Annotated in this window: 25 protein-coding genes; 20 read left to right on the top strand and 5 right to left on the bottom strand. The window is 66.8% G+C overall.

Annotated elements, in window-relative coordinates; all coding sequences use genetic code 11:
- Positions 1-24: 24 nt before the first annotated feature.
- Positions 25-1,581 (bottom strand): AMP-binding protein, encoded by a 1,557-nt coding sequence (locus RTY13_RS07655; protein WP_312782362.1) that lies wholly within the window; start codon positions 1,579-1,581, stop codon positions 25-27.
- 197 nt (positions 1,582-1,778) lie between these two features.
- Between RTY13_RS07655 and lipA the strand changes: the two genes are divergently transcribed.
- Genes lipA through RTY13_RS07635 form a run of 4 tightly spaced genes read left to right on the top strand, consistent with a single transcriptional unit; the run spans position 1,779 to position 4,893 of the window.
- Positions 1,779-2,750, top strand: coding sequence for a lipoyl synthase (gene lipA / locus RTY13_RS07650; protein WP_312782360.1), 972 nt, complete (start codon positions 1,779-1,781; stop codon positions 2,748-2,750).
- 7 nt (positions 2,751-2,757) lie between these two features.
- On the top strand, positions 2,758-3,210 hold the full coding sequence (locus tag RTY13_RS07645; RefSeq protein WP_312782358.1) for a type II toxin-antitoxin system RatA family toxin: 453 nt from the start codon (positions 2,758-2,760) through the stop codon (positions 3,208-3,210).
- A gap of 4 nt (positions 3,211-3,214) precedes the next feature.
- Complete coding sequence (locus RTY13_RS07640; protein ID WP_312782356.1) at positions 3,215-4,333, top strand: NAD(P)/FAD-dependent oxidoreductase; 1,119 nt, start codon at positions 3,215-3,217, stop codon at positions 4,331-4,333.
- A gap of 2 nt (positions 4,334-4,335) precedes the next feature.
- Positions 4,336-4,893: a sugar O-acetyltransferase gene (locus tag RTY13_RS07635; RefSeq protein WP_312782355.1), complete on the top strand. Its 558-nt coding sequence runs from the start codon at positions 4,336-4,338 to the stop codon at positions 4,891-4,893.
- Here RTY13_RS07635 and RTY13_RS07630 read toward each other — a convergent pair.
- Positions 4,890-5,858 (bottom strand): hypothetical protein, encoded by a 969-nt coding sequence (locus tag RTY13_RS07630; protein WP_312782353.1) that lies wholly within the window; start codon positions 5,856-5,858, stop codon positions 4,890-4,892. The genes RTY13_RS07635 and RTY13_RS07630 overlap by 4 nt on opposite strands.
- 208 nt (positions 5,859-6,066) lie before the next feature.
- On the opposite strand from RTY13_RS07630, the gene rpmF reads away from it, so the two are divergent.
- The 13 genes from rpmF to gcvA all read left to right on the top strand — a co-directional run bounded on the left by rpmF (position 6,067) and on the right by gcvA (position 17,129).
- On the top strand, positions 6,067-6,249 hold the full coding sequence (gene rpmF / locus RTY13_RS07625) for a 50S ribosomal protein L32 (RefSeq protein ID WP_105564516.1): 183 nt from the start codon (positions 6,067-6,069) through the stop codon (positions 6,247-6,249).
- Between the two features lie 115 nt (positions 6,250-6,364).
- Positions 6,365-6,979: a hypothetical protein gene (locus RTY13_RS07620; RefSeq protein WP_312782351.1), complete on the top strand. Its 615-nt coding sequence runs from the start codon at positions 6,365-6,367 to the stop codon at positions 6,977-6,979.
- A 97-nt stretch (positions 6,980-7,076) separates the two neighbouring features.
- Positions 7,077-8,354: a phosphopyruvate hydratase gene (gene eno, locus RTY13_RS07615; RefSeq protein WP_312782349.1), complete on the top strand. Its 1,278-nt coding sequence runs from the start codon at positions 7,077-7,079 to the stop codon at positions 8,352-8,354.
- Positions 8,355-8,502: 148 nt separating this feature from the next.
- Entirely contained in the window at positions 8,503-8,823 is a 321-nt protein-coding gene (locus RTY13_RS07610) for an FtsB family cell division protein (protein ID WP_409450294.1), read from the top strand.
- A 114-nt stretch (positions 8,824-8,937) separates the two neighbouring features.
- Entirely contained in the window at positions 8,938-9,969 is a 1,032-nt protein-coding gene (gene pdhA / locus RTY13_RS07605) for a pyruvate dehydrogenase (acetyl-transferring) E1 component subunit alpha (protein WP_105564519.1), read from the top strand.
- A 3-nt stretch (positions 9,970-9,972) separates the two neighbouring features.
- Positions 9,973-11,307 carry a pyruvate dehydrogenase complex E1 component subunit beta gene (locus RTY13_RS07600; RefSeq protein ID WP_312782344.1) on the top strand — a complete coding sequence of 445 codons (1,335 nt, stop codon included), beginning with the start codon at positions 9,973-9,975 and terminating at the stop codon, positions 11,305-11,307.
- Positions 11,304-11,621 (top strand): DUF5076 domain-containing protein, encoded by a 318-nt coding sequence (locus tag RTY13_RS07595; RefSeq protein WP_312782343.1) that lies wholly within the window; start codon positions 11,304-11,306, stop codon positions 11,619-11,621. Before RTY13_RS07600 ends, RTY13_RS07595 begins: the two co-directional genes overlap by 4 nt.
- A complete protein-coding gene (locus RTY13_RS07590) occupies positions 11,621-11,929 on the top strand; it encodes a DUF5076 domain-containing protein (protein WP_312782342.1) in 309 nt (102 codons plus the stop codon). Before RTY13_RS07595 ends, RTY13_RS07590 begins: the two co-directional genes overlap by 1 nt.
- Entirely contained in the window at positions 11,926-13,206 is a 1,281-nt protein-coding gene (locus RTY13_RS07585; protein WP_312782341.1) for a pyruvate dehydrogenase complex dihydrolipoamide acetyltransferase, read from the top strand. The genes RTY13_RS07590 and RTY13_RS07585 overlap by 4 nt, the downstream gene beginning before the upstream one ends.
- Before the next feature lie 15 nt (positions 13,207-13,221).
- Positions 13,222-13,701, top strand: coding sequence for a glutathione peroxidase (locus RTY13_RS07580; protein WP_312782340.1), 480 nt, complete (start codon positions 13,222-13,224; stop codon positions 13,699-13,701).
- Between the two features lie 2 nt (positions 13,702-13,703).
- Entirely contained in the window at positions 13,704-15,110 is a 1,407-nt protein-coding gene (gene lpdA, locus RTY13_RS07575) for a dihydrolipoyl dehydrogenase (RefSeq protein WP_312782339.1), read from the top strand.
- Between the two features lie 67 nt (positions 15,111-15,177).
- The gene (locus tag RTY13_RS07570; RefSeq protein WP_312782338.1) at positions 15,178-16,182 is read left to right on the top strand and encodes a cysteine synthase A; all 1,005 of its coding nucleotides are present in this window, start codon (positions 15,178-15,180) and stop codon (positions 16,180-16,182) included.
- The gene (gene gcvA, locus RTY13_RS07565) at positions 16,179-17,129 is read left to right on the top strand and encodes a transcriptional regulator GcvA (RefSeq protein ID WP_312782337.1); all 951 of its coding nucleotides are present in this window, start codon (positions 16,179-16,181) and stop codon (positions 17,127-17,129) included. The genes RTY13_RS07570 and gcvA overlap by 4 nt, the downstream gene beginning before the upstream one ends.
- Before the next feature lie 3 nt (positions 17,130-17,132).
- Here gcvA and RTY13_RS07560 read toward each other — a convergent pair whose 3' ends face one another.
- From RTY13_RS07560 to RTY13_RS07550, 3 genes are read right to left on the bottom strand one after another with little or no spacing between them, the layout of a single operon-like run.
- Positions 17,133-20,522 carry an error-prone DNA polymerase gene (locus RTY13_RS07560; RefSeq protein ID WP_312782336.1) on the bottom strand — a complete coding sequence of 1,130 codons (3,390 nt, stop codon included), beginning with the start codon at positions 20,520-20,522 and terminating at the stop codon, positions 17,133-17,135.
- On the bottom strand, positions 20,519-22,087 hold the full coding sequence (locus RTY13_RS07555; protein WP_312782335.1) for a DNA polymerase Y family protein: 1,569 nt from the start codon (positions 22,085-22,087) through the stop codon (positions 20,519-20,521). The genes RTY13_RS07560 and RTY13_RS07555 overlap by 4 nt, the downstream gene beginning before the upstream one ends.
- Positions 21,984-22,766: a hypothetical protein gene (locus tag RTY13_RS07550; RefSeq protein ID WP_312782333.1), complete on the bottom strand. Its 783-nt coding sequence runs from the start codon at positions 22,764-22,766 to the stop codon at positions 21,984-21,986. The genes RTY13_RS07555 and RTY13_RS07550 overlap by 104 nt, the downstream gene beginning before the upstream one ends.
- A gap of 134 nt (positions 22,767-22,900) precedes the next feature.
- Between RTY13_RS07550 and RTY13_RS07545 the strand changes: the two genes are divergently transcribed.
- The 3 genes from RTY13_RS07545 to RTY13_RS07535 are packed head-to-tail and all read left to right on the top strand — an operon-like array spanning position 22,901 to position 25,682.
- Positions 22,901-23,206 carry a hypothetical protein gene (locus RTY13_RS07545; protein WP_312782331.1) on the top strand — a complete coding sequence of 102 codons (306 nt, stop codon included), beginning with the start codon at positions 22,901-22,903 and terminating at the stop codon, positions 23,204-23,206.
- A gap of 53 nt (positions 23,207-23,259) precedes the next feature.
- Positions 23,260-24,513 (top strand): TolC family protein, encoded by a 1,254-nt coding sequence (locus RTY13_RS07540; protein ID WP_312782329.1) that lies wholly within the window; start codon positions 23,260-23,262, stop codon positions 24,511-24,513.
- The gene (locus tag RTY13_RS07535; protein WP_312782328.1) at positions 24,510-25,682 is read left to right on the top strand and encodes an efflux RND transporter periplasmic adaptor subunit; all 1,173 of its coding nucleotides are present in this window, start codon (positions 24,510-24,512) and stop codon (positions 25,680-25,682) included. Before RTY13_RS07540 ends, RTY13_RS07535 begins: the two co-directional genes overlap by 4 nt.
- The last annotated feature ends 2 nt before the right edge of the window (positions 25,683-25,684 follow it).

The raw sequence follows: 25,684 nt of genomic DNA, 5'->3' as shown, positions 1-25,684 counted from the left end.
TCGCAGGCTCTGCAAGCGTCCCTATCAGGCGGCTTTCAACGCATCCTCGACCAGCTTCTGGATAGCCACGTAGTCTGTCTTGCCTGTGCCCAGGACCGGAATGGCGTCCAGCTTGATGATCTTCTTGGGGACCGCCAGTTCGGGCGCGCCGTTCTCGCGCGCCCATTCCGTCAGGCGCGCGGATTCGGCCCCGGCATGGTCGGTGACCAGGATCAAACGCTCGCCCTTCTTGCTGTCGGGTACGGAAACCGCCGCATGGCGATGTTCGGGCCAGACGGCGCCGGCCATGTCCTCGACCGCCAGAAGCGAGACCATTTCGCCGCCGACCTTGGCGAAGCGTTTCACCCGGCCGAGGATGGTGATGTAGCCCTCGTCGTCGATGTCGACGATGTCGCCGGTGTCATGCCAGCCGCCTTCCAGCGGCTCGATGCCCTCGGGATTGCTGGGTGAGATATAGCCGGCCATGACGTTGGGGCCGCGCAGATACAGGCGACCGCCGCCTTCGATGCCCTCGACCTGGTCCAGGCGGTATTCCATGCCGGGCATGATCTGGCCGACGGTGCCGGGACGGTTGCGGTCGGGGTGGTTCACGGCGACCACGGGCGCCGCCTCGGTCGCGCCATAACCTTCCAAAAGTTCGACGCCGCCGAACTTGGTGTTGAACATCTGGCGCGTTTCGTCGCGGACCTTTTCGGCGCCGGCGACAGCGAACTGGAGGGTGGCGAAGTCGCCGGGCTCGGCCACGCGCGCATACTGGTTCAGGAAGGTGTCGGTCGCGAACAGGATCGAGGCCTTCACCTGGGGCAACAGGTCGGTGATCTGCTTGGCGTGCAACGGCGACGGGTACTCGAACGCCTTCATCCCTTGCAGCAAGGGCAGGATCACGCCGCCGGTCAGGCCGAAGCAGTGGAAGGTCGGTAGTGGGTTGAACATGACCCATTCGGGCTTCAGGTCGATATGGGCCGCAACCTGACGGGCGTTGGCGACCAGATTGCGCTGGCTTAGCACCACGCCCTTGGGCGCGCCGAAACTGCCCGAGGTGAAAAGGACCACGCCCGGCGAATCGGGATCGGTCTTCACGCGGAAGCGGCGCGGGGCCATGCCGGCGCTCAGGCCGTAAAGTTTGTCGGCCAGGCCGATCGTCTTGCGCACGTCGTCCAGCCAGATGATCTCGGCGACCTCGCCGAGGGCTTCCATCAGGTCGTCCAGCTTGGCCTGGGTGACGAAGCGCTTGGCCGACAGGATCTTGGTGACGCCCGCCGTCTTCAACGCCGCCTTCAGATTGGCCTCGCCCGAGGTGAAGTTCAGCATGACCGGCACGCGGCCGAAGGCGTGCAGGCCGAAGAAGGTGACGACCACGCCCGCGCTGGACGGCAGCAGAACGCCGACGCGCTCGCCCGGCTTGGTCATGGCTGCGATCTTGCGGCCCAGCACGAAGGCGGCGCGGATCAGGCCGGTATAGGTCAGGGGATGACGATCCTGGTCTTCCAGGATCTCCTTGTCGCCATAGCGGGCGCGCGCATCGATCAGCGCGTCGAACAGGGATTCATCATAGACCTTGGGGTCCAGGGCAGCCCGCAAGCACGTCCTCCTTCGGAGGGCTCTCAGCGGCCCTCTCGGTTACAAGAGGCCGGAACCTAGTGACGTAAGGTCGCCTTGAAAAGATGCGTAACGTCGCGTGAACGTCGCATATCCATCGCTGAAACCGTCTGTGGCTTGCCATTGGCGGTCGGAAAGCCGACATACCGCCCTTCTGCACAGGAGCCAGACCGCCGGCTATGGTCACGCTGATCGACACCCTGACGAAGAAGCCTTCCGAGCTGCGTCACCCGGAGAAACAGAATCGCCCGGAATCGGCGGTGCTGAAGAAGCCTGACTGGCTGCGCGTAAAGGCGCCCGGTTCTGGCCAGTACAATGCGACCAAGGACATTGTTCGCTCCAAGGGGCTGGTGACGGTCTGCGAAGAGGCGGCCTGCCCGAACATCGGCGAGTGCTGGAGCCAGAAGCACGCCACGCTCATGATCATGGGCGACACCTGCACGCGGGCCTGCGCCTTCTGCAACGTCAAGACCGGCTTGCCGCAGCCCTTGGACCCGGAAGAGCCCGCCAAGGTCGGCCTGGCTGTCCAGCAGATGGGCCTGAACCACGTGGTCATCACCTCGGTGGATCGTGACGACGTGGCCGACGGCGGCGCCGCCCACTTCGCCGAAGTGGTGCGCCAGATCCGTTTGCAGGCGCCCAACACCACCATCGAGATCCTGACCCCCGACTTCCTGCGCAAGGACGGCGCGGCCGAGGTCATGATCGACGCCACGCCCGACGTCTTCAACCACAACCTCGAGACGGTTCCGCGCCTCTATCTGAAGATCCGCCCCGGCGCCCGCTACTTCCACTCGCTGCGTCTGCTGCAGATGGTCAAGGAGCGCGACCCGAACCAGTTCACCAAGTCCGGCATCATGGTCGGCTTGGGCGAGACCAAGGAAGAGGTCATGCAGGTGATGGACGACATGCGGTCCGCCGGGGTCGACTTCATCACCATCGGTCAGTACCTCCAGCCGACGCGCAAGCACGCCGCCATCGACCGCTTCGTCACGCCCGAAGAGTTCAAGGCCTATGAGGCCATCGCGCGCGCCAAGGGCTTCCTGATGGTGTCGTCGTCGCCGCTGACGCGTTCGTCGCACCACGCCGGGGACGATTTCGCCCGTCTGAAGGCCGCGCGTCAGGCGCAGGCAGGCCGCTCGGCGCGTTAAGCCCTGAATGGCGGTCCATCGCGTTACGCGCATCCTTCCCTATGCGCCCGAGCAACTGGCCAATCTGGTCGCGGACGTGGAGGCCTATCCGGCCTTCGTGCCGTGGATCACCTCCATGCGGGTCTGGAACAAGCGGGACGAGGCGCCCGGTGTTCGTCTGCTGGACGCCGAGGCGGGCGTAGGTTTCGCCTTCCTGACCGAGCGGTTCTCGACCTGGGTCCGCCATGACATCCACGCGCCCAAGGTCGAGGTCGGCCTGATCCGCGGACCGTTCAAGCACCTGAAGAACCGCTGGGAGTTTCATCCCCATCCCGAAGGGACGCGGCTGGAGTTCTTCATCGACTTCGCCTTCAAGTCGCGCATGCTGGACATGATGCTGCAGGCGAATTTCGACCGGGCGGTCGACAAGCTGATCCATTGTTTCGAGGGCCGCGCCAAGGCCCTGTACGGCAAGAGGTAGGACCATGGCCGCGCCTTTCGACTTCGATGCGACGGTCGTAGGGGCGGGGGCTGTGGGGCTGGCCTGCGGGCGGGCGCTGGCGAAACGCGGCCTGTCGGTTCTGGTGCTTGAGAAAGAGCCGCACATCGGTCAGGGCGTGTCCTCGCGCAACTCAGAGGTCATCCACGGCGGGCTCTATTATCCGACCGGCTCGCTGAAGGCGAAGTTCTGCGTCGAGGGGAGGCGCGCGCTCTATGAGTTTCTAGGCGGCCACAAGATCGATCATTGGAAGTGCGGCAAGCTGGTCGTGGCGACCGAGGAGGCCGAGGTCCCGCGCATCGAGGCCATCTTCCAGCAGGCGACGACAAACGGCGTCGAGGGGCTGGAGCACCTGACCGGCGCCCAGGCGCGGGCGCTGGAGCCTGAACTGAACGCCCACGCCGCCATCCTGTCGCCCGAGAGCGGGGTCTTCGCCAGCCACGACTACATGCTGGCCCTGCAGGGCGAGATCGAGGACGCGGGCGGCTCGGTCGTGGTCTCCACGCCGTTTGAACGGGCCGAGCCCTTGTCAGGGGGAGGCTTCCGCATCACGGCGGGCGGAGAAGGCGGGGCGGTGCTGACGTCCCGGCTGCTGGTCACCGCGCCCGGCCTGTCAGCCCAGAGCGTGGCGGCGGCCATCGACGGCTATCCGCCCGTCGACATCCCGGCGCGGCATCTGGGCAAGGGAATCTATTTCCGCCTGACGGGGCCTGCGCCGTTCAATCGTCTGATCTATCCGCCGCCCATCGCCGGGGCGCTGGGCACCCATTATCGCAAGGATCTGGGCGGGCAGGGGGTGTTCGGGCCGGACCTGGCCTATGTCGAGGCCGAGGACTATTCCGTCGATCCGGCCAAGGCGGAGGAATTCGCCCACTACATCCGCCGCTTCTGGCCCGGTGTGACGGTCGAGCGGCTGACGCCCGACTACGCCGGCATCCGGCCCAAGATTCACGGCCCCGGTGAGCCGCAGCCGGACTTCCAACTGCATGGAGCCGAACATCACGGCATCGACGGCCTGATAGCCCTGTTCGGGATCGAGAGCCCAGGCCTGACCAGTTCTCTGGTTATCGGCGAAGCAGTGGCCGAGGCGCTTTGCAGGGCATGAGCATGACCGAACGCGAGAAGATGCTGGCCGGGTTGAGCTATGACCCTGGCGATCCTGAACTGGTCGCGCGGCGGGCGCGTGCGGTTGGCCGGACTATGCGCATCAATCAAGAGCCGGATCGCGAGAAGCGCCGCGCCCTGGTCAATGAACTGGTCCACGCGAGCGATGGACGCGCGGCGATCATGCCCGGCTTCTTCTGCGACTACGGCGACAATATCCGCTTGGGCGCTCGTGCCTTCGTCAACGCCAACAGCGTCTTTCTGGATTGCGCTCAGATCACCATTGGCGACGACTTTCAGTGCGGTCCCGGCGTCCAGCTTCTGACGCCCGAACACCCGCTAGGGGCGGCAGAGCGACGTTCAGGCGTTGAAAGCGCCCGCCCCATCCGGTTGGGAAATGACGTCTGGATCGGCGGCGGGGCCGTCGTTCTGGCAGGCGTCACGGTCGGCGACCGGGTCGTGATCGGCGCCGGCGCGGTCGTGACAAAGGACGTGCCATCCGATGTCGTGGTCGTCGGCAATCCGGCTCGTGTCGTGAAGACCCTGCCGCGCGACGTCTAGTCGAAGGCCGCCAGCGGGATCGAAACCAGGCTGAACGGCAGGACCGGATCGCCTGAACCACGGCGATTCAATTGGCTGTTGGCGACGATCAGGCGATCCCCGCGAACAGCGACGGTTGCGGGCCAAGCCAGTTCGGTCGGCTTGATGCGTTTCACCTCGACGGCTGCGCTCAGATCGATCGAAAGATCCAGTGCCACGACCTCCCCCGCAGACTGACGCACCAGGAACAGCCGCCGCCCGACCAGAGCTAGGCCATCGCCGCCGTCCAGGGCCGAATCACCAGTGTTGATGGCGGTCACCTCGCGCGTGCGAGTGTCTATGCGATACAGTCGGCCGGTCTTCATCAGGACGACGATCAGGTATCGCCCGTCCGGCGTCGCGACGATGCCATTCAGGTTGGGGTCTTCGCCATACTCCAGCACCGTGCCTTCGAAGGACAACCAAGGCTCCAGAGCCGCGTCGGAGATAGAATCACGTGAGACGCGCCACAGCACGGGGCGCAAGGTGTCGGTGAAATAGGCGGCGTCGGACGTCAGGGCGACGTCGTTGATCAGCCAGGGGCCTTCTGGCGTGGTGAAGCGCGCCAGTCTTTCACCGGTGGCGATATCGACCACATGCATTGAACCCGTTCGCGCTCCGGCGACCCAGATGCGGCCCTGTCCGTCCGCCTTGAGGCCCAGAGCCACGGAGACCGGCTTGGCCGGCGGCGTATCGCCCAGATCGAGCGGATCGGCGATGACCGCCGCTGCGCCTGAGTCAGGATCGATGCGGAAAATCACGCCTGTGTTTGCGCTGTTTGCATAGACGGCGCCGGATATGGGATCGACCGTGACCCCTTCTGGATAGGCGGCGGCGTCAGGGAGAGGCAGGGTCCTTATGTCCGACTGCGCAAGCGTAGGCCCCGCCGCCGTCAGCGAGCCGAACGCCAGGCTTGCTGCCAGAATTCTTGGCTTGAATTTGCGCATCCTGTCCTCCCGTGACATCGGTGTCATGACTTTGCCGCAAGCGGTGTCGAACCGCCAGCCTGACTTGCTTGGCCGATTGTCACGGCACGGCTTGAAATCGGTTGCGGCTTCATGCATAAGCCCGCCCTCGCGTGGCGGCTCTTATCGGGGGGCCGCCGCTGTTGTTTTCGCGTCTTCACGGCGCACCGACTTAGAGATTGAGACGGACATGGCCGTTCCGAAGCGCAAAGTATCCCCCTCGCGTCGCAACATGCGTCGTGCACACGACGCCCTGGGCGCCAACACCTATGTGGAAGACAAGGACACCGGCGAGCTGCGCCGTCCGCACCACATCGACCTGAAGACCGGCATGTACAAAGGCCGTCAGGTCATGACCCCGAAGGAAGACTAAGGTCTTCACGACGGTCCCGGTTTCGGCCGGACGATAGAATTCGGCGGCGCGCGATGTCATCGCGCGCCGTTTTCGTGCGTTATGGCGGTGAAGCTGAACCACTGGAGCGCTCCGCATGATCCGCCACGCTGTCCTCAGTTCCGTCGCCCTGCTGGCCCTGGCGGCCTGCAATGCGCCTGAAGGCGCCAAGACGCCTGAGCAGAAAGCTCCCGAATCAGCAGCTCCTGCGAGGGCGCTCGACGCCGCTGGAGCCGAGGTGCTGACGCCTCAAGGCTATGGTCCCCTGAAGATCGGCATGACCCAGGCCGAGGTGGACGCTGCGGTCGGCCCGCCGCCTGCGAGCGCCGCTGAAGCCGAGCCTTCGGAATGCCGTCAGTATCATCCGCCGCGTGCGCCTGAGGGGCTTCTGGTCATGACGGAGAATGGCGTTCTGACCCGTCTGACGGTGACCACGGGCTCAAGCGTCAAGACGGCGGACGGCGTGGGGATCGGCTATGACGGCGAGCAACTGAAGACAAAGTACGGCGCGACCGCTCGATTCAGCCCTCACAAGTATGTGGAGGCGCCGGCCGGCTATCTGACCATCTGGCCGGGGGCAGGGCATCTACTGGGGACATATGTCGCCGATCCCGCCGCGCGCGGTCTGGTGTTCGAGATCGGCCAGGACGACAGGGTGGCCTTCATCCATGCGGGCGGCCCCAGCATTCAGTACGTCGAGGGCTGCAGCTGACGTCTGGAAAAAGGAAGGCGCGCCGCCGGTTGGCGATTCGGCGACGGCTGGGCTAAACCGGGGGCAGAACTTCTCCTCCTGACAGAGCGCCTTCCACATGACCGACATCGCCGACATCGTCGCCCGCCAGATCATCGACAGCCGGGGTAATCCGACGGTCGAGGTGGACGTCACCCTGGAAGACGGCAGCTTCGGCCGCGCCGCCGTGCCTTCGGGCGCCTCGACCGGCGCCCACGAAGCCGTTGAACTGCGCGACGGCGACATGGACATGTGGGGCGGCAAGGGCGTCCAGAAGGCGGTCGACGCCGTCAACGGCGAAATCTTCGACGCCCTGTCCGGCATGGACGCCGAGGACCAACGCCGCTTGGATGAGGCCCTGATCGAACTGGACGGCACCGACAACAAGGGCCGCCTGGGCGCCAACGCCATCCTGGGCGTCTCCCTGGCCGCCGCCAAGGCCAGCGCCATCAGCTCGAACCTGCCGCTGTATCGCTATATCGGCGGCGTCTCGGCTCGCGTCCTGCCGACCCCGATGATGAACATCATCAACGGCGGCGCCCACGCCGACAACCCGATCGACATTCAGGAATTCATGATCCTGCCGACCGGCGCCGACAGCTTCTCGGATGCCCTTCGCATGGGCGCTGAGATCTTCCACGCCCTGAAGAAGGCGCTGAAGGACGCGGGCCACAACACCAACGTCGGCGACGAGGGCGGTTTCGCCCCCAACCTGGCCTCGGCTGAAGAAGCCCTGGCCTTCATCACCAAGGCGGGGCAGGCCGCCGGCTATCTGGCCGGTGAGGACTTCCACCTGGGCCTCGACGTCGCCTCGACCGAGTTCTTCAAGAACGGCAAGTACAACCTGACGGGTGAGGGCAAGTCCTTCGACGCTGACGGCATGGTCGGCTATCTGGCCGATCTGGTCGAGCGCTTCCCCATCGTCTCGATCGAGGACGGCTGCGCTGAGGACGACTTCGATGGCTGGAAGCTGCTGACGGACCGTCTGGGCGACCGCGTTCAGCTGGTTGGCGATGACTTGTTCGTGACCAACCCGCGCCGTCTGGCCGCCGGCATCGGCGAAGGCCTGGCCAACTCCATCCTGATCAAGGTCAACCAGATCGGCACCCTGTCCGAGACCCTGGACGCCGTGGATATGGCCCATCGCGCCGGCTACACCTCGGTGATGAGCCACCGTTCGGGTGAAACCGAGGACTCCACCATCGCCGACCTGGCTGTCGCCACCAACTGCGGACAGATCAAGACCGGCTCGCTGGCTCGCTCGGACCGGACGGCCAAATACAACCAACTGCTGCGCATCGAAGAGATGCTGGGCGACCAGGCCGCCTATTTCGGCGACGGCATGTTGTTGAAGTAAGCCTTCTCACAAAGAAGTGCGCGACGCCGTCTCCGACCTCGGGGGCGGCGTTCGCAATTGCGGCCAAGCTACGGTTCGTTAGGCATTTTCGGTCAAGAATGGGAAACCGTGTTCACGCTCAGAAGGAGCGTTAGTCGTGCCCGAGCAGATGAAGCCCTATCTTCCGTCCGCCTTCCTGCTGTTCCTGATCGTCTATCTGGGCGTTCAGGCCCTGACTGGGCAGCGCGGCCTGCTGAGCGGCGGCGAGCGCGATGCGCTTCTCGCCAAGCGCGAGGCGCAATTGGCCCATTTGACTGAGCAGCGCCGGGATCTGGAAGTTCGCGTGCGCTATCTGCGAACCGAGAGCCTTTCAAAGGACCTTCTGGAAGAGCGGGCGCGGGCGGTGCTCGGCTTTGCTGATCCTCGCGACTACGTGGTTCGCTTGAGTGCTCCTGCTCCGCGCAACCCTGACGCGATCCGCGCCTCCTGAACTATTGTTACAGCTTGACCGGCTCGCTTTGCGTTTCGGGAACGAAGGCTGCTAAAGCCCCTTTCCGTAACGATAAGAGTCCCTGACAATTGGGGCGCAGCCGGGAGATGCCGGATGGCGAAAGCCGCCGCTCAGAAATCATCGTCCAGTGCGGGCGACAACAAGATTCCGAACACGCCTCAGGCTTCGAAAGAAGACCTGCTGCGCTTCTACCGCGAGATGGTCCTCATCCGCCGCTTCGAGGAGCGCGCGGGTCAGCTTTACGGCATGGGCCTGATCGGCGGCTTCTGCCACCTCTACATCGGCCAGGAAGCCGTGGCGGTGGGCGTTCAGGAGAGCGTCAAGCAAGGCCACGACAAGATCATCACCGGCTATCGTGATCACGGCCACATGCTGGCTGCGGGCATGGACCCGAACGCGGTCATGGCCGAGTTGACCGGTCGCATCGGCGGCTCGTCCAAGGGCAAGGGCGGTTCGATGCACATGTTCGACGTGCCGACCGGCTTCTATGGCGGTCACGGCATCGTCGGCGCCCAGGTGGCCCTGGGCACCGGCCTGGCCTTCGCCGGCAAGTATCGCGGCGATGACTCGGTGGCCTTTGTCTACTTCGGCGACGGCGCCTCGAATCAGGGGCAGGTCTACGAGAGCTTCAACATGGCTCAGCTATGGAAGCTGCCGGCCATCTACATCATCGAGAACAACCAGTACGCTATGGGCACGAGCATCGAGCGCTCGTCGTCCACGACCGAGCTGTTCATGCGCGGCGCCAGCTTCGGCATCCCGGGCGAGCAGGTCGACGGCATGGACGTCCTGGCCGTGCGCGACGCCACCGCCCGCGCCGTGGCCCGTGCCCGTGCCGGTGAAGGTCCGTACATCCTCGAGGTGAAGACCTACCGCTATCGCGGCCACTCCATGTCGGACCCGGCCAAGTACCGCACCAAGGAAGAGGTTGACGAGGTCAAGAAGACCCGCGACCCCATCGATCACCTGAAGATGCTGCTCGCCGCCGCCAAGGCGACCGAGGAAGAGCTGAAGGCCATCGACAACGAGGTGAAAGCCATCGTCGCCGAAGCCGTGCAGTTTGCACAGGAAAGCCCTGAGCCGGATCCGTCCGAGCTCTATACTGACGTCTACGTGGAGGCCTGATCCGTGACCGACATTCTGATGCCGGCGCTGTCCCCCACGATGGAAGAGGGCACGCTGACCAAGTGGCACATCAAGGCGGGCGACACCGTGTCGGCCGGCCAGGTGATCGCCGAGATCGAAACCGACAAGGCGACGATGGAAGTCGAAGCCGTCGATGAAGGCGAAGTGCTGGAAATCCTCGTCGCCGAGGGTTCCGAGAACGTGAAGGTCAATACGCCGATCGCGCGTCTGGCCGGCGAAGACGCCGCGCCGGCCCCCGCGCCCAAGGCCGAGGCTGCGCCCGTCGCCGCTCCGGCTGCCGCCGTTTCGACCGCGCCCAAGACGGAACTACGCGATCCGGAAATTCCGGCTGACGCCAAGCTGGTCAAGACGACCATCCGCGACGCCCTGCGCGACGCCATGGCCGAGGAAATGCGCCGCGACGACCGCGTCTTCCTGATGGGCGAGGAAGTCGCCCAGTACCAGGGCGCCTACAAGGTCAGCCGCGAACTGCTGCAGGAATTCGGCGACCAGCGCGTGATCGACACCCCGATCACGGAGCACGGCTTCGCCGGTCTTGGCGTCGGCGCCGCCATGGCGGGCCTGAAGCCGATCGTCGAGTTCATGACGTGGAACTTCGGCATGCAGGCCATCGACCATGTGATCAACTCGGCCGCCAAGACCCTCTACATGTCGGGCGGTCAGATCCGTGCGGACATCGTCTTCCGCGGCCCCAACGGCGCCGCCAGCCGCGTCGGCGCCCAGCACAGCCAGGACTATTCGGCCTGGTACGCTCAAGTTCCGGGCCTCAAAGTCATCGCGCCCTATGACGCCGCTGACGCCAAGGGTCTGCTGAAAGCAGCGATCCGCGATCCGAACCCGATCGTCTTCCTCGAACACGAGATGATGTACGGCCTCGAGTTCGACGTGCCGGACGTCGAGGACTACGTCGTGCCGATCGGCAAGGCCAAGGTCCGCCGCGAAGGCACGGACGTCACCATCACGGCCCACAGCCGCATGGTCGGTTTCGCCCTGCAGGCCGCTGAAAAGCTGGCCGAGGAAGGCATCTCCGCCGAGGTCGTGGACCTGCGCACCCTGCGTCCGCTGGATCACGAAACCATCGTTGAGAGCGTCAAGAAGACCAGCCGCCTGGTCTCGGCCGAAGAAGGCTGGGGGCCGATGGGCGTCGGCGCCGAGGTCGTGGCCCGCGTGATCGAACATGCCTTCGACTACCTGGACGCTCCGCCGCTGCGCGTGCACCAGGAAGACGTGCCGCTGCCTTACGCCGCCAACCTGGAAGCCCTGTCGTTGCCGGGCGTGGACAAGATCGTCGCCGCTGTGAAGCAGGTGATGGCGTGAGCGAAGCTTCCGAGTTCATGCTGACGACGCCGGAAAGCGTCGCCGCTGATCCGCAGGCGATCGAGATCCTGCGGATGTGGTGGTCGAAGGACGAGCCGGTCATGTCGGTGAAGCCGGCCTTCAATGACCCGATCAAGTTCGGGGAACTGTTGGCCTATGCTGCGCGCCATATGGCACACGGTTACGCCGTGCGTCACGGTCACAACGAGCGCGAAGCCTACAATCGCATCCTTCAGGGCCTTTCTGACGTCGTGAAGGCGGACAATGTGCAGACCGTGGCCGAGCCTGTGGCCGCACCGAAAGGGAACGCCTGATGGACGCCGCTGCGCTTGAACAACGGTCCCTGCCAGTTCCCGAGGGACTGAACGCCCCTGAGGATCAGGTCATCGAACTGGCCCGCGTCTGGTGGAACGGCACGGGTCCTATCATGAACATCCGTCCGGCTCTGGCTGAGCCTGGCAACATCGGCGTCGTCCTGGCCGAACTGGCCTGGCACTATTCTCATGCCTACGCCGAGCATCACGGTTTCGATCAGGCCGTGGCGTTCAAGGCTATCTGCGACAGCTGGGACGCGGCCCACGCCAAGGCTGCTCAGGCTGCGAACACGGAGTCCGCTCAATGACCGACATCCTGATGCCGGCTCTGTCGCCGACCATGGAAGAGGGCGTTCTGGCCAAGTGGCACGTCAAGGTCGGGGACGTTGTCTCTGCCGGAGACGTCATCGCCGAGATCGAAACCGACAAGGCGACGATGGAAGTCGAGGCCGTCGATGAAGGCGAAGTCACCGACATCCTGGTGGCTGAGGGTACGGAAGGCGTGAAGGTCAACACGCCGATCGCCCGCCTGAAGGACGAGGGCGGCGCGGCTGCGCCTGCCGCCAAGGCCGAAGCTCCCAAGGCTGAAGCTGCTCCGGTTCAGGCGGAAACGCCCAAGGCTGCGGCGCCGATGGCCCCGGCGCCTGCCGCTCCCAAGTCGGCCAGCGGCGAACGCATCTTCGCCTCGCCCCTGGCCCGTCGTATCGCCGCCCAGAACGGCGTCGATCTGAAGTCGATCAAGGGCTCCGGCCCGCATGGTCGGATCGTCAAGCGCGACGTCGAGGGGGCGCCGAAGGGCGCCGCTCAACCCGCAGCCTCCACGGCGACCGCCGCTGCGACCTCGGGCATCGCCCCGCGTCAGGTTCAGTCGCTGGCCCAGATGGGCATCCCGGACGGCAGCTACGACCTGATTCCGCTGGACGGGATGAAGAAGGCTGTGGCGCGCCGCATGGTCGACAGCATCCAGAACGTCCCGCACTTCCCGCTGTTCATCGACTGCGAGATCGACCAGCTGATGGCCGTCCGCGCGAAGGTGAACAAGATGCTGGAGCCGCAGGGCATCAAGGTCTCGGTCAATGACTTCGTCATCAAGGCTGCGGCCCTGGCGCTGAAGATGGTGCCGGAGGCGAACGCCTCCTACACCCCCGAAGGCATCGCCATGCACCACAACGCCGACGTCTCGATGGCGGTGGCGATCGACGGCGGCCTGATCACCCCGATCATCAAGAAGGCCGAGACCAAGGGCCTGGCGCAGATCGCGACCGAGTCCAAGGACCTGGCCAAGCGCGCCCGCGAGCGCAAGCTGAAGCCCGAAGAGTTCCAGGGCGGCACCTTCTCGGTGTCCAACCTGGGCATGTTCGGCATCAAGCAGTTCACCTCGATCATCAATGAGCCGCAGGGCTGCATCATGAGCGTGGGCGCGGGTGAGCAACGTCCGGTCGTCAAGGACGGCCAGATCGTGCCGGCCACGGTCATGACCGTGACCCTGACCTGCGATCACCGCGTGGTCGACGGCGCAACGGGCGCTCGCTTCCTGCAGGCGTTCAAGCCGCTGATCGAAGATCCTGTGGCGATGCTGGCCTAAGGGGAGGGTGAAGTCATGACCTCGGTTTATGACTTCTCCGCCCGCGCCATCGACGGCACGGACGTGGCGCTGGACCGCTTTCGCGGTCAGGCGCTGCTGATCGTCAATACGGCGTCGAAGTGCGGCTTCACCGGTCAGTATGACGGACTGGAGAAGCTGCACCGCGATTTTGTGGATGCGCCGTTCGAGGTTTTGGGTTTTCCCTGCAACCAGTTCGGCCAGCAGGAGCCGGGCAGGGCGGCGGAAATCGCCGCCTTCTGCGCCACCAGCTTCGACGTGACCTTTCCCCTGTTCGACAAGGTGGACGTCAACGGGCCGAACCGGCACCCGCTCTATGCCTGGCTGACCCGGCAGAAGCGTGGCTTCTTCGGCTCCCAGAACATCAAGTGGAACTTCACCAAGTTCCTGACCGACCGCGAAGGCCGCGTCGTCGCGCGCTATTCGCCCCAGACTGAACCCGCGGCCATCAAGGCCGACATCGAGAAGTTGATCTGACCATGGCTGCTGAATTCGATCTCGTCGTCATCGGTTCGGGCCCCGGCGGTTACGTCGCGGCGATCCGCGCCAGCCAACTGGGCCTCAAGACCGCGATCATCGAGCGCGAGAACCTGGGCGGCATCTGCCTGAACTGGGGCTGCATCCCGACCAAGGCCCTGCTGAAGTCGGGCGAGAAGTTCGAGAGCCTGTCGCACCTGAAGGAATACGGCCTGTCCGCTTCGGGCGCGTCCTTTGACTTCGACGCCATCATCCAGCGCTCGCGCGGGGTCGCGGCGACGATGAACAAGGGCATCGGCTTCCTGATGAAGAAGAACAAGATCGAGGTGATCGAGGGTTCGGCCACGCTCGAGAAGGGCGCTGTCGCTCCCAAGGTCGTTGTCGCGCTGAAGGCCGGCGGCACGCGCGCCATCGAAGCCAAGACCGTCATGCTGGCCGTCGGCGCCCGCGCCCGCGCATTGCCGCAGATCGGTCTGGAAGCGGACGGCGACAAGATCTGGGCCTATCGCGACGCCCTGGCCCCCAAGAAACTGCCCAAGACCTTCGTCGTCATCGGCTCGGGCGCCATCGGCATCGAGTTCGCCAGCTTCTATCGCGCCCTGGGCGCCGAGGTGACGGTCGTCGAGGCCGTCGACCGGATCATGCCGGTTGAGGACGAAGAGGTCTCCAAGGCTGCTCAGAAGTCGTTCGAAAAGCGCGGCATCAAGTTCAAGGTCGGCGCCAAGGTCACCAAGGTCTCCAAGGATTTCAAGGGTGTGAAGGTCGATGTTGAAGTGAACGGCAAGGCCGAGACGCTGGAGGCCGAGGTCTGCATCTCGGCGGTCGGCATCACCGCCAATACCGACGGCATCGGCCTGGAGGCGCTGGGCGTCGAACTGGACCGCGGTCACATCAAGACCGACAGCCACTGCCAGACCAACGTCAAGGGCCTGTACGCCATCGGCGACTGCGCCGGCGCGCCTTGGCTGGCGCACAAGGCGTCGCACGAAGGCATCCACGCCGCCGAGCATATCGCGGCCTACAAGACCCCGAACGTCCATTCGCCCATCGCCGGCTGCACCTACGCCCAGCCGCAGGTCGCCTCGGTCGGCGTCACCGAGCAAGGCGCTCGCGCCGAGAAGCGTGAGGTCAAGATTGGCCGCTTCCCGTTCCGCGTGAACGGCAAGGCCGTGGCGGCGGGCGAGGTCGACGGCTTCGTCAAGGTCATCTTCGACGCCAAGACCGGCGCCCTGATCGGCGCCCACATGATCGGCCATGAAGTGACCGAGATGATCCAGGGCTACGTCACCGCCATCACGATGGAAGCGACGGAAGAAGACATCCACGGCATCGTCTATCCGCACCCGACCATGTCCGAGGCCATGCACGAGGCCGCGCTGGACGCCTATGGCCGCGTGATCCACATCTGATCGAGTTGTTAGAAAATCTGAACTGTGGCTAAGAGGGTCGCCCTCTTAGTCACGGTTCGGAAGTTCCATGATCGTCGCGCCTGATGTTCTCGGTCTGATCGGCAACACGCCTCTGGTGCGCCTTAAGCGCGCTTCGGAACTGACCGGTTGCGAGATCCTCGGCAAGGCCGAGTTCATGAATGTCGGCGGATCCATCAAGGACCGGGCGGCGCTCAGCATCATCAGAAAGGCGCGGGCGTCAGGCGCGCTGAAGCCCGGCGGCATCATCGTCGAGGGCACGGCGGGCAATACCGGCGTCGGCCTGGCCCTGGTCGGCGCGGCCTTGGGCCATCCGGTCGTCATCGTTATGCCGCGCAGCCAGACGGACGAGAAAAAGCGGGCGGTTCGTCTGCACGGCGCGCGTCTGATCGAGGTCGATCCGGCGCCCTTCGCCAGCCCCAACCATTTCGTCGCCTATTCTCGCCGCCTGGCCGAGGAACTGGACGAGAGCGAACCGAACGGCGCCTACTACGCCGATCAGTTCGACAACCTGGCCAATCGCGAAGCTCACTACGAAGCCACGGCGCCCGAAATCTGGAAGCAAACGGATGGGAACATCGACGGCTTCATCTGCGCCGTTGGGTCGGGCGGGACGCTGGCCGGCTGCGCGGCCTACCTGCGTGAGCAGAAGCCGGACATCGCCATCGGTCTGGCCGACGTGCCGGGCGCCGCGCTCTACAGCTGGTTCACCGAGGGCGTGCTGAAGGGCGAAGGCAGCTCGATCACAGAGGGCATCGGCGTCAACCGCATCACCGGCAATCTGGAGGGGCTGGCGGTCGATCATCCCTATCGGATTGAGGACGCCGAATTCCTGCCCATCCTGTTCGACCTGGTTCAACATGAGGGCCTGTCGCTGGGGCCGTCGAGCGGGGTCAACATCGCCGGAGCCATCCGCATGGCCCGCGACCTGGGACCCGGCAAGACCATTGTCACCGTCCTGTGCGATTCCGGTCAGCGCTATTCCAGCAAGGTCTATGACCCGGCCTTCTTGACCGCGCGCGGCCTGCCGACGCCGGAGTGGCTGAACCGATGAGCCGCAAGAAGGACGCGCCTGTCGAAAGCCGCATCCCGCCCCTGAATGCGCTCAAGGCGTTCGAGGCGGCCGCGCGACGCCTGAACATCACCCGGGCCGCCGAAGAGCTGTCGGTCACGCCCGGCGCCATCAGCCAGCAAATCCGCATTCTGGAGCAGCACGCGGGCGCGCCGCTGTTCCATCGCGAAGGGCGGCAGATCGCCCTGACCGACCTGGGCGCTGAGCTCTATCCGCTGCTACACGACGGCTTCGACTATCTGAAGCGGGCAGGGGATCTGCTGTACCGCCCCAACCGTCGCCACGCCCTGGCGATCAGCGTGCCGCCGTCCTTCGCCGCCAAGTGGCTGGCTCCGCGCATCGCGCGTTTCTCCGCTGCCCATCCCGAGGTCGAGGTCTGGATGTCGGCGGACATGCGCCTGGCCGATGTCGGCGGCGGGCGGGTGGATGTGGCGGTGCGCTATGGACGAGGCGACTATGTCGGTGTTCGGTCCGAGCGCCTGCTGAACGCCGACGTGACCCCTGTGTGCAGCCCGGCCTTGTTGAGCGGCGCGCATCCGCTCAAACGTCCGGCGGACTTGGCGCAGCACACCCTGATCCATCTGCGCCCCAGCGAACTGGAAGAGCCGCGGCCCGACTGGCCGGCCTGGCTGGCGTCCCGCAAACTGACCCAGATCGACGCCTCGGCCGGTCCGCGTTTCGATCAGACCGCGCTGGCGATCGAGGCGGCGGCCCATAGTCAGGGCGTGGCCTTGGCGCCCTACGCCTTTGTCGCCGACGACCTCGCCTCAGGCCGTCTGGCCGCGCCTTTCGCTGACGGGGCCCTTTCGACGGCGCTGGCCTATCATGTGCTGACGCGCCGCAGCGGTGTGTCCGAGCCAGCCCGAGCCTTTGTGCGCTGGCTGAAGGACGAGACGCGGACTGCGGAACATCAGGTCGACGACCTCTAGTCTCTAATGGAAATCCCGCGATCCAGGCAGGATGCGCACATCGCGCGGGTGCCGGTGCGGCGGGTGGCGCGGCGGTTGCGGGTGGGCGATAATGTCGGCGCGGGCCAGTTGGATGTCGGTTTCGTGGTCCTCTGACAGGCGGGACAGTTCGGCGCTGCGGTCGATGACGCGGCGGGCGACGACGTGGACGACGCCTTCGGGGCTCTTCTCGACCATGCCTTCGACCTGCATCAGGCGGGCGCCCATGATCTCTCGTCGGTACTGGTCGAGCATCCGCGCCCAGAGGACGACGTTGGTGATGCCGGTCTCGTCCTCCAGGGTGACGAAGACGGCGTTGCCCTTGCCCGGCCGCTGACGCACCAGAACCACGCCCGCGACCTGTACCAGGGAGCCGCCGCGTTTGGATTCGGTTTCGGCGCAGGTCAGGACGCGGTCGGCGGCGAAGGCGGGGCGCAGGATGGCCATGGGGTGGGCCTTCAGCGACAGGCGGGCGGTCTGGTAGTCGGCGGCGACATGCTCGCCCAGCGGCATCAGGGGCAGGCGGGCGTCGGGCTCCGCGCCCAGTTCGCGGGCGCCGCGTTCGCGCGCCTCGGCGGCGGCGAACAGGGGCAGGGGGTTGTCATCGGGCAGGCGGCGCACCGCCCACAGGGCCTCGCGACGGTCCTGGCCCAGGGAGCGAAAGGCGTCGGCGTCGGCCAGCTTGCGCATGGCGGCGGCGGGCAGTTCGGCGCGACGGGCCAGGGTCTCGATGTCGGCGAAGGGCGCCTCGGCCCGCGCCGACGACAGGGCATTCGCCCAATCCTCCCTGAAGCCGTCGATCTGACGCAGGCCCAGACGCAGGACGGGCGCATTCTCAGGTCCCTCCAGTGAGTTGTCCCAGTCGCTGTGCGAGACGTCGATGGGACGCACCTCGACCCCGCCGACCTCCTGCGCCTCGCGCACGATCTGTGCGGGGGCGTAGAAGCCCATGGGCTGGCTGTTCAGCAGGGCGCAGGTGAAGGCCGCCGGGTGGCGGTGCTTGATCCAGGAAGAGACATAGACCAGCCGGGCGAAACTGGCGGCGTGGCTTTCGGGAAATCCGTAGGAGCCGAAGCCCTTGATCTGCTCGAAGCAGCGCTGGGCGAAGGCCGGATCATAGCCGCGCTCGACCATCCGTCCGACCATGCGGGTCTCATAGGTATGCAGGCTGCCGTCGCCGCGGAACGTGCCCATGGCCTTGCGCAGGCCGTTGGCCTCGCCGTCGCTGAACTCGGCGGCGACGATGGCCAGCTTCATCGCCTGTTCCTGAAACAGGGGCACGCCGAGGGTCTTGTGCAGCACCTGTTCCAGTTCGTCGGGCGGGCCGCGATCGGGGGAGGGCGAAGAATAGACGACCTCCTCCTCCTTGTTGCGGCGACGCAGATAGGGGTGAACCATGTCGCCCTGGATCGGGCCGGGGCGGACGATGGCGACCTGGATGACGAGGTCGTAGAGGCAGCGGGGCCTCAGCCGCGGCAGCATGTTGATCTGGGCGCGGCTCTCGACCTGGAAGACCCCGATGGACTGGCCCCGGCACAGCATGTCGTAAACGGCTGGGTCCTCGCGCGGGAGGGTGTGCAGTTCCCAGTCCTCGTCCTCATGGGCGCGGATCAGGTCGAAGGCCTTGCGGATGCAGGTCAGCATGCCGAGCGCCAGCACATCGACCTTCATCAGGCGCAGGGCGTCGATGTCGTCCTTGTCCCATTCGATGAAGGTGCGGTCGGGCATGGCGGCGTTGCCGATGGGGACCATTTCGTCCAGCCGGTCCTGGGTCAGGACGAAGCCCCCGACATGCTGGCTGAGATGGCGCGGGAAGTTCAGCAGGCGGGACGCCATCTCGACCGCGCGGGCGATCATGGGGTTGGCTGCATCCAGTCCCGCCTGAACGACGTGGCGATCGCCGATCTCGGTCCCCCAACTGCCCCAGTGGCTGGAGGCCAGACGAGCGGTGACGTCTTCGGTCAGGCCCAGAACCTTGCCGACCTCGCGGATGGCGCTGCGGGGGCGGAAGTGGATGACGGTGGCGGCGATCCCGGCGCGGTGGCGGCCATAGCGTTCGTAGATGTGCTGGATGATCTCCTCACGCCGCTCATGCTCGAAATCCACGTCGATGTCGGGCGGCTCATTTCGATCCTCGGACAGGAAGCGCTCGAACAGCAGGTCGGATTCCATCGGGTCCACCGAGGTGATACCCAGGACATAGCAGACCGCCGAGTTGGCGGCCGAGCCGCGCCCCTGGCACAGGATCCGCTTGTCTCGCGCCACGCGGACGATGTCGAAGATGGTCAGGAAATAGGGGGCGATGTCCTTGCGGGCGATGAAGGCCAGTTCCTTGTCCAGCAGGGCCTGCACCTTGACGGGAACGCCGTCGGGATAGCGCATGGCGGCGTGGCGGCCGGTCAACTCTTCCAGCCAGGCCTGTGGCGTCCAATCGGGCGGGACCGGTTCTTCCGGGTATTGATAGCTGAGTTCGGACAGGTCGAAGGTCGCGCGCGACAGGAAGGCGGTCGTTTCGCGAATGGCCTCGGGCGCATCCCGGAACAGACGCATCATTTCGGCGGACGGCTTCAGCCAGCGTTCAGCGTTGGCTTCCAGCCGGCGGCCGGCGGTTTCGATGGTTGCGCCTTCGCGGATGCAGGTCAGGACGTCCTGCAGGTCGCGGTCTTCGGGGGAGGCGTAGAGGACGTCGTTGAGCGCCAGCAGGGGAACCTCCACCCGCTCCGCCATGGCCTTGAGCCGGGCCAGCCGGCGCCGATCGTCGCCGCGCCTGTGCAGGGCGGCGCCCAGCCAGATCGCGCCCGGCGCCGCCGCGTTCATGCGGGCCAGCACCTCTTCCAGCCCCGTCAGCCGGTCCGGCGGGACGAGGATCAGCAGCAAGTCCTCCGGATCGGCCAGAAGGTCGCGTAAGCCGATCTCGCACTCGCCCTTCCTGGCCCGGCGGTTGCCCAGGGTCAGGAGGCGCGTCAGTCGGCCCCAACCCGCCCGCGTCTCCGGATAGGCGATGACGTCTGGCGTCCCGTCGTTGAAGACCAGCCGAGCCCCGGTCAGCAGGCGGAAGTCCGTCGCGCGGCGCTTCACCTCTTCGGACAGGGCCGGATCGTTCAGCGGGTCCTCGATGAAGACGATCTCGCCGGGACTGCCGCCGTCGCGCATCCTGTCCGGCGGGGCCAGGCCCTCGACGCGAATCTCCTTCAACGCGCTCCAGGCCCGCACCACGCCCGCCATGGTGTTGCGGTCGGCCAGCCCCAGCCCGGCGTGGCCGCGCAGGATCGCCGTCAGCACCAGGTCCTTGGGATGCGAGGCGCCGCGCAGGAAGGAGAAGTTGCTGGCCGTCGCCAGTTCGGCGTAGTCGCCGCAAGGGTCGAACCTCCTCATGCGAACAGACCGTGGATGAACCAGCGTGGTTCGGGCGTCTCGCCATAGAGGCCTTGGCGGAACAGCCAGAAGCGACGGCCGTCCTGGTCCTCGACCCGGTAATAGTCGCGGGTGCGCTGGTTCGGCGCGCGCCACCATTCGCCGCTGATCCGCTCGGGCCCTTCGGCGCGCGTCACCTCGTGCAGGACGCGCCGCCAGCGGAACTTCAGGGGATAGCCGTCGGGGACCTCGGCCAGGGTTTCGACGGGCTGGGGCGGGTCGAACATCTGAAGCGGCCGCAAGGGCGGATCGTCGGGATCAAGGTCGGGCCAGGCCTCGTCACCATGACGGGCGGCGGCCGGGACCAGTCGCGCCGCGCGTTCGGGGATGTGCGAGGCGAAGGGCTCGAAGCGCAGTACGGCCTCCGGCCCTAGCCGGGCCGTCAGTCGATCGATCAGGCGGCTGAAGGCCTCTTCGCCCGGCGTCTCACGCTCCAGTCCCTGTTGGGTCAGCGCCAGGACTTGCGTCCAAGGCACGGACATTCGCATCTGGTCGAAGCCGAAACCGGGATCCAGCGGATGGGCCAGGGCGGCCATCCGCTCGCGGAACAGGCGCAGGGTCGCGTTCGCGTCGCGGGTCGGACGGCCGGTGCGGACGACGACGCGGCGCGCCTCGCCGTCGACGCGGTAGAAGCCGGCCTCGAAGGCGCGCCCGCCCAGACCCGTCTGATCCAGCCGATCCATGGTCTCGACCAGAAGGTCGGACAGGACGCGCTCCACGTCCTCGGGCGCCGAAACCGGCTCGAAGAAGACGCGGTCGACGACCACGGGGGCGAGGGCGCGATGCGGGGTGATGCGCATGTCCTCGTCGCCCAGCACCCGCGCCAGCCGGGCGGGGAAGTCGGCGCCGAAACGGGCGGCCAGGGGCGCGCGAGGCCGGTCGTCCAGATCGCCCAGCCGCTTCAACCCGGCGCGGCGCAGGGCCTGCTCCTCCTTGTCCACCAGTTCCAGTGCGGCGACCGGCAAGGCGCGCGCGGCGGAGCGGTCCTGGCCGGGCTCGAACCGGCCGCCGGGACCGAAGCGCGCCAGGGCGCGGGCAACCTGTGGCGTTGCGGCCAGGGCGCTGCGGGTCTGAAGCCCAGCGCGTTCGGCGCGGGTCTGGACGGTCTGGATCAGGCTCGCCTCGTCGCCGAACAGGTGGGCGCAGCCGGTCACGTCCAGCATCAGGCCGTGTGGCGGGTCGAGCGCAATCATGGGAGTAAAGCGACCGAAATCCTCCAGCACTCGGGCCAGCAGGGCGTCGTCGGCGTCGGGTCGGTGGGCGACGGTGCGCAGGACGGGCGTCCGCGCTCGCGCATCGGCCAGGGCCAGGCCAGGGGCCAGTCCCGCTCGCGCCGCCGCCGGATCGACGGCGGCCAGCCGCAGGGCGCCCTTGACCTTCTCGACCAGGACGACGGGCGGCCCATCCTTTGACGGGATGTCCTCAGGCGGCGCGTCTGGCGCCTGACGCCGCAGCCGGTCGCTGGGCAGCCAGGGGAACCAGACCGCCAGATAGCGGCGCGGGCGGGCGGAAGGTTCGCTGTTCACGATCCCACTCCATGATCCAGGTTCCGGTCGCCCCGCCGCCGCGCCGCCGCAGCAGGGTCGCCGAAAAAGACGGTCGCCCCGGCGCCCCGCCTTCCAGAGGTTCTGAAGCCCAGGACGCCACCGACCAGCGGGTCTCGGCGGCACTGGGGCAGGGGGCCGCGCCTGCTCGCGCTAGGAGCAGGGTCGCGCCGCCCGTCTCGGCCGCCAGCGCCAGTCGGCGGCTGGCCGTCAGGCTGAAGGCCTTGGCCTCGCCCCAGGCGCTCAACAGCACGGCGCCCACGGCGGGACTGCGCAGGGCTTCTTCGCCGACAGCCAACAGGGCCTTCACGTCGCGCGTCCGCACCAGCAACAGGTCGCGCGGCGACAAGCCCATCTCATGCAGGCCCGGACCGTGCGGCCGTCCCGCCTCCTGGGCCATCATCTCATGCAGCCCCCAGACGATCGGCCGCCCCGCCGCCGCTCGCAGCGCCAGCCCCAGGCCAAAGGCGTTGACCGCTACAGCGTCGGCGGGGGCGGCGGCATAAAGATCATGCACAACTCCTGTGACCAGGGGGGCAAAGGCGTCGTCGTCTCCCGTACGCACAGCCGTCTCGACGCGACGAGCGCCGGACCGATCCAGCGCCTCCAGCCGGGTCTTCAGCGCCACTAGCGCGTCAGGTTGCGAACGTATGTTCTTCATTTGTTCTTTATGCGCTCATTGTCCTAAGGAGATCAAGCGGAGCTGCGACAATCACGCGATTGTCGGGGACAGGAGGCGTGCTAGAAAGCCCCATGGGATTCAACTCGATCAGGCGAGGGGTGTTGGCGACGTTCATGGCGACGTTCATCGCCCTGTTCGTGTTCATTCCCGCCGTCGACGCTATGAGTTGCGGGACTGAAGCCGAGCCTTCCGAGGCCGCTGTCCTGGTGGTCGACGACCACAGCAGCACGCCTCATTCCGACGACGAGAACCATGCTGTCTGTTCGCACGGGCATTGCCACCACGGCGGCGTCTCGACGCCGGCGTGTCAGGACACGTCGTTCGAGGTCGCGCCACGTCGTGCGGTCCTGTTGAGCAGCCCGTCTCATCAGCTGGTTTCGCATCCGCCCGCCGGTCCAGAACGCCCACCCAGAGCCTGACGTGATCGCGCGCCTTCGCGCGCCCTTCACGTCAATAATCTGGGAAACAGGACATGCCATCCCCTTATCGTCGTCCGCCGCGCATTGCGGCGGGCTGCGCCATGGTCGCCTTGGCGACCGCGATCGCCGGCCCCGTCTGGGCCGACCCCGCACCTGCGTTTGAAGCCCTGCTGCAGCAGATCGGCGCCTCGCCGACGATGGCAGAGGCGGACGCTCTTCGAGACGCCGCCGAGGCCCGGGTCAGACAGGCCCGCATTCGCCCCAATCCGACCTTGGCGCTGGACGTCGAGAACGCCTTCGGCAGCGGACCTTTCGAGGGCCTCGGCAATGCTGAAACGACGCTGGGCGTCACTCAGGATCTTGAGCTCTGGGGGCGTCGCAGCGCCCGCGTCGATGTGGCCCGGGCAGAGGCCGAGACGGCGGCGCTGCGTCGCGATCTCGCTGTAGTCGACGCCGCCGGACGTCTGGCTCTGGTCTATGCCGAGGCTGAGGCCGCCGAGCGCCGCTCGCAACTGGCCGAGGAGGCGTTGAGCGTCACCCTGGCCGACGCCCGCGCCGCGCTGACCCTGGTCGAGGAAGGCCGCGAGCCCATGGTCCGGGCCCTTCAGGGCGAAAGCGAGGCCGCCACCGCCCGCGCGACCCTGGACGAAGTCCAAGCCGAACGCGACGCCGCCTTCGCCCGACTGACGGCCGCAGCCATGCTGCCGACGCCCGTGACAGCGATTGAGGTCAGTCTGATTGATCGGGTTCCAGCCGCGTCCATGGTCAGCAGCCACACCACGCCCATCGTGCGCGTCGCCGAGGCCGAACGCGATGCGGCGGAGCGACGGATCGCCGTCGAGCGCATCCAGTCCCGTCCGGATGTCAGCGCCTCGGTCGGCGTGCGCCACTATGAGGCCGAGGATGCGACGGCCCTGACTGTGGGGCTCAGTCTGGCCTTGCCGCTGTTCGACCGGAACCGAGGCAATATCGACGCCGCCCAGGCCGAGTTTCGCGCCGCCGAAGCGCGTCTGAGGGGGGCGCGTCAAGAGGCTCAGGCCGATCGCAACGCCGCCGTCGCGCGGCTCAACGCCTCTAGCAGCCGGGTGACCGCGACTGATGCAGGGGTGGCGGCGGCGCAGGAAGCCTATCGCCTGTCCCGCATCGGCTTTGACGCAGGGCGTATCTCGCAACTGGAGCTGCGTTCTTCGCGCGCCGCCCTGATCTCCTCCCGCAACGCCGCCGTTGATGCCCGCCTGGCGCGGGTTCGCGCGGAAATCGACCTGGCGCGCCTGCAAGGCCGCGCCCCGTTCGGAGTTGTTCGATGAAACCCGCCACTCAACTGAACAAGACCTGGCTGATGGCCGGAGCCGCCGCCGTCGTCCTTCTGGGCGGCGGGGGCCTCTATCTGCTCAACAGTCAGCCGAAAGCCGCACCCGAGGCCGTCGAAGGCGGCCACGCCGACGAGGGTGCCGAATCCGCCACAGAGGAGGGCGTCGTCGAGCTGTCACCGGCCCAGATCGAAGCCGTCGGCATAACGGTCGTCGCCGTGGGCGGCGGCGGGGGAGGCGAGGTCCGCATGTCTGGCCGCGTCGAGCCGATGGTGGACGGCCGCGCCGCTGTGGCCGCTTCGGTCGCCGGTCGTGTCGAGCGGGTGCTGGTGGCGCCCGGTCAATCGGTGCGCGTCGGCCAGGCGCTGGCCATCCTGGTCAGCGGCGACGCCGCCGCCTTGAGGGCAGACGCCGACGCCGCCCAGGCCACGTCGATCGCCGCCCAGCAGGCGCACCGACGCGAGGAGGATCTGGCCAATCAGGGTGTGGTGGCGCGGCGTGACGCCGAGGTGGCCCACGCCCAGGCCCTGGGCGCCGAGGCCGCCGCCCGCGCAGCGCGCGCTCGGTCGTCCGCAGCTGGATCGCCCGACGCCATGGGTCGTCTCAGCGTCGTCAGCCCGATCGCGGGCGTGGTCACCAGCGTTCTGGTCGGGCCGGGAGGCTTCGCAGCTCAGGGCGGGGTGGTCGCCGAGATCATCAATCCGGCCCGCATTGAAATGGTGTTCAGCGCGCCGCCCGCCGTGGCGTCGCACGTCCGCGCCGGCAGCACGATCCGCGTCACTACGCCTTCGGGCGACGTGGACGGCGTCGTGACCGGCGTGGCGACCGGCGGCGGTCTGGAAAGCGGCGCCGCCGTCATTCGCGCACGCCCGATAGGCGGCGCCCTGCCGCCCGCAGGCTCGGCGGTCACCGGCGCGGTGGCGACGGGTGAAGCGATCGGGGGCGTCACCGTGCCCTCCGACGCCGTGCAGACCGTCGAGGGCGCGACTGTCGTCTTCGTGCGTACCGAGACCGGCTTCCGCGCCGCGCCCGTTCTCGTCGGACGACAGGCGGGTGGGCGGACCGAGATCGTGCGGGGTCTGACCGGCGCCGAACGCATCGCCGGCGCCAACGCCTTCCTGCTGAAAGCCGAGCTCGCCAAGGGCGAAGCCGAGCACGGCCACTAGGG

Origin of the sequence: Brevundimonas sp., from assembly GCF_032055285.1 — a bacterium.
Classification (GTDB): domain Bacteria; phylum Pseudomonadota; class Alphaproteobacteria; order Caulobacterales; family Caulobacteraceae; genus Brevundimonas.
Note: the sequence above shows the minus strand (reverse complement) of the source record. Positions and strands in the feature narration are given on the sequence as shown.

Coding starts and splice junctions, on each gene's coding strand:
- RTY13_RS07570 (WP_312782338.1), top strand. CDS start 15,178: ATGATCGTCGCGCCTGATGTTCTCGGTCTGATCGGCAACACGCCTCTG.
- gcvA (WP_312782337.1), top strand. CDS start 16,179: ATGAGCCGCAAGAAGGACGCGCCTGTCGAAAGCCGCATCCCGCCCCTG.
- RTY13_RS07585 (WP_312782341.1), top strand. CDS start 11,926: ATGACCGACATCCTGATGCCGGCTCTGTCGCCGACCATGGAAGAGGGC.
- RTY13_RS07645 (WP_312782358.1), top strand. CDS start 2,758: ATGGCGGTCCATCGCGTTACGCGCATCCTTCCCTATGCGCCCGAGCAA.
- eno (WP_312782349.1), top strand. CDS start 7,077: ATGACCGACATCGCCGACATCGTCGCCCGCCAGATCATCGACAGCCGG.
- RTY13_RS07620 (WP_312782351.1), top strand. CDS start 6,365: ATGATCCGCCACGCTGTCCTCAGTTCCGTCGCCCTGCTGGCCCTGGCG.
- RTY13_RS07540 (WP_312782329.1), top strand. CDS start 23,260: ATGCCATCCCCTTATCGTCGTCCGCCGCGCATTGCGGCGGGCTGCGCC.
- pdhA (WP_105564519.1), top strand. CDS start 8,938: ATGGCGAAAGCCGCCGCTCAGAAATCATCGTCCAGTGCGGGCGACAAC.
- RTY13_RS07560 (WP_312782336.1), bottom strand. CDS start 20,522: ATGAGGAGGTTCGACCCTTGCGGCGACTACGCCGAACTGGCGACGGCC.
- RTY13_RS07590 (WP_312782342.1), top strand. CDS start 11,621: ATGGACGCCGCTGCGCTTGAACAACGGTCCCTGCCAGTTCCCGAGGGA.
- RTY13_RS07635 (WP_312782355.1), top strand. CDS start 4,336: ATGACCGAACGCGAGAAGATGCTGGCCGGGTTGAGCTATGACCCTGGC.
- RTY13_RS07630 (WP_312782353.1), bottom strand. CDS start 5,858: ATGCGCAAATTCAAGCCAAGAATTCTGGCAGCAAGCCTGGCGTTCGGC.
- RTY13_RS07545 (WP_312782331.1), top strand. CDS start 22,901: ATGGCGACGTTCATCGCCCTGTTCGTGTTCATTCCCGCCGTCGACGCT.
- rpmF (WP_105564516.1), top strand. CDS start 6,067: ATGGCCGTTCCGAAGCGCAAAGTATCCCCCTCGCGTCGCAACATGCGT.
- RTY13_RS07580 (WP_312782340.1), top strand. CDS start 13,222: ATGACCTCGGTTTATGACTTCTCCGCCCGCGCCATCGACGGCACGGAC.
- RTY13_RS07535 (WP_312782328.1), top strand. CDS start 24,510: ATGAAACCCGCCACTCAACTGAACAAGACCTGGCTGATGGCCGGAGCC.
- lipA (WP_312782360.1), top strand. CDS start 1,779: ATGGTCACGCTGATCGACACCCTGACGAAGAAGCCTTCCGAGCTGCGT.
- RTY13_RS07610 (WP_409450294.1), top strand. CDS start 8,503: ATGAAGCCCTATCTTCCGTCCGCCTTCCTGCTGTTCCTGATCGTCTAT.
- RTY13_RS07640 (WP_312782356.1), top strand. CDS start 3,215: ATGGCCGCGCCTTTCGACTTCGATGCGACGGTCGTAGGGGCGGGGGCT.
- RTY13_RS07550 (WP_312782333.1), bottom strand. CDS start 22,766: ATGAAGAACATACGTTCGCAACCTGACGCGCTAGTGGCGCTGAAGACC.
- lpdA (WP_312782339.1), top strand. CDS start 13,704: ATGGCTGCTGAATTCGATCTCGTCGTCATCGGTTCGGGCCCCGGCGGT.